The organism is Thermogutta sp., from assembly GCF_014359955.1.
GTDB lineage: Bacteria > Planctomycetota > Planctomycetia > Pirellulales > Thermoguttaceae > Thermogutta.
This window is the reverse complement of record NZ_JACIYL010000691.1, coordinates 1-2,394: the sequence shown is the minus strand read 5'-3', so window position 1 is coordinate 2,394 and position 2,394 is coordinate 1. Positions and strand designations below refer to the sequence as shown.

At 58.9% G+C, this 2,394-nt stretch carries 2 protein-coding genes; one reads left to right on the top strand and one right to left on the bottom strand.

The genetic code is table 11. The features are described 5' to 3' along the window. The first annotated feature begins 2 nt into the window (after positions 1-2). Positions 3-884 (top strand): DNA methyltransferase, encoded by an 882-nt coding sequence (locus H5U08_RS15915; protein ID WP_297035259.1) that lies wholly within the window; start codon positions 3-5, stop codon positions 882-884. 36 nt (positions 885-920) lie between these two features. On the opposite strand, the gene H5U08_RS15910 is transcribed toward H5U08_RS15915, so the two are convergent. Next, the coding region (locus tag H5U08_RS15910; RefSeq protein ID WP_297035256.1) for an efflux RND transporter permease subunit at positions 921-2,394 on the bottom strand (1,474 nt) is incomplete at its 5' end.

The following is a 2,394-nucleotide window of genomic DNA, read 5'->3' as shown; positions in this document are numbered from 1 at the left end:
GCGTGGATTGCATCGAAGGCATGCAGCGGATTCCCTCGGGCACGGTGGACCTCGTCTTTGCAGACCCACCGTTCAACATCGGCTACCAGTACGATATCTACCGCGACGAACTGGATGACGAAGAATATCTGAACTGGTGCGAGCGCTGGACGCGCGAGGTGGCCCGCATCCTCAAGCCTGATGGCACGTTCTGGCTGGCAATCGGGGATGAATACGTGGCCGAGCTCAAAGTGATGATTCAGCGGGCACATCGCCTGGTGTTGCGGAACTGGGTGGTGTGGTATTACACGTTCGGGGTCCATTGCCAGAACAAATTCACCCGCTCTCATACGCACCTTCTCTACTGGGTGAAAGACCCCAAGCGATTTACGTTCAATGCCGAGGAGATTCGGGTACCGTCGGCCCGGCAACTGGTGTACGCAGACAAGCGGGCCCATCCTAAGGGGCGAATCCCTGACGATACGTGGATTCTTCGACCGCAGGATGTTCCGGGCGGCTTTCAGCCCGACGAAGACACCTGGTACTTTCCCCGCGTGTGCGGGACATTTCGGGAGCGGCAGGGGTTTCACGGCTGCCAGATGCCCGAGCAGCTTTTGGGACGTATTATTCGGGCCTGCAGCCGGCCCGGTGAATTGGTGGTAGATCCCTTTGCAGGAAGTGGGACGACGCTGGCGGTGGCGAAAAAGCTGGGGCGACGGTTTCTGGGATTCGAGCTCTCGCCCCAGTACACCGAGAAGATTCGAGAACGCCTGGCGAGGATCCGGGAGGGCGATCCGCTGGAAGGTTCCTCGGATCCGTTGTCGGGCGGCAGAACCTCCAACAATTCACGGCGGCTGCCGCGACGTGCTCAAGTGCCCGAGTCTTACCGGCTTCTTTTCGAGTGACTCGTTCAGGTCAGGTGTGTAACCAGGTCATGCAGGTCAGGCCGCAGCCGTGCGGGAATGGTTCCCTGCTCGCGTGGCCACGTCATAGAGGATCGGGATCACAATCTGCGTGAGGACGCCTGATACCAGGATACCACCGACGGTGGCGACCCCCACGCCGACGCGCGGTTCCGCTCCGATGCCTCGTCCCAGCGCCAGCGGCAGCATGCCCAGGGCGGCGGCCAGCGTGATCATCACAATGGGCCGGAAACGATCGCAAGCCGCCTGGATCATCGCCTGATGACGGGGAACCCCCTGAGCCAGGAGGATATTGAACTGGTCAACAATCAGAATGGCATTATTGACCACAATCCCTGTCATCATGACGATGCCCATCACCGCGAAGATATCGAGGCTTTGCCCTGTCAGTCCCAGGGCCCAGAATGTTCCGATCAACGCCAGCGGCACGGTGACCAAAACGAGGAAGGTGCGCTTGAATGATTCGATAATCGCCGCCAACGAGAGGAACACGAGGACGACCGAAATAATGAACGCCTCGAAGAGCCCACCCAATCCTTCCTGCATCGTTTCGTAGATCCCACCGAAGTTGTACCGGTAACCCGGCGGCATCTGGACCTGACGGTCAACCTCCTGACTGATAAGCTGGGCGGCCTTCCCCAGTGGTAAATCAGGCGCCAGTTGAGCCGTTACTTTTGCGATCCGCTGCTTATCCTTGCGGACGATTTGGATGGGAACCCGGCGTTCTTCTACAGTCCCCAGCGTGGCCAGAATAACCGCGTGGCCTTCTGCTCCGGGAAACAGAAAACCGGCCACCTGGTCTTTGCCTTCCTCTTCCTTGAACTTCACGACGATGTCGTAATTCCGGGCGGTCTGGCGGGACTTGAACGTTCCGGCCTTAATGCCTTCCAGATTACCGCGGAGGGTCAATCCCAATCCAACGGCGGGCGATTGAATGTCGGCCAGGATGGGCCGTCGTGGCCGGATGCGGATTTCCGGCTTGGGATCCCGCACCGATGTATCAGGAGACAGCACGCCGGGGATTTCCCTAGCCACCCGAAGACTGGCCAGGGCCAGTTGGTCCAGCTCCCGCAGGTCCTGGCCGGAGATTTCCATTTCCACGGGTGTGCTCTGCCCACCAATGAGCGATGCCTGACTGACCACAACACGGGCGTCGGGAAAATTCTGCAATCGCCGGTTGACGATATCCATCAAATCATAGATCGTTTGCTTGCGCTCCGTCCGCTGCGAAAACACCAGCAACATCTGCCCGAGATAAACACCCTCGCTGGACTGCCCCAGCACCGCTTCGGCTTTGCCAATCGTGGTGAGAATATGTCTCAGTTCGGGAACATCTTTCAGGCGTGCTTCGGCTTCCTGGATTTTCGCGGTTGTAGCCGCCAGATCGTAATAAGTGGGGAACTCCAGGCGAACGTACACTTCTCCACGGTCAGTTTCAGTGAAGAAACCCGTCCCCAGCTTGCCGGCCACCCAGAAAGAGTGCACCAGCATA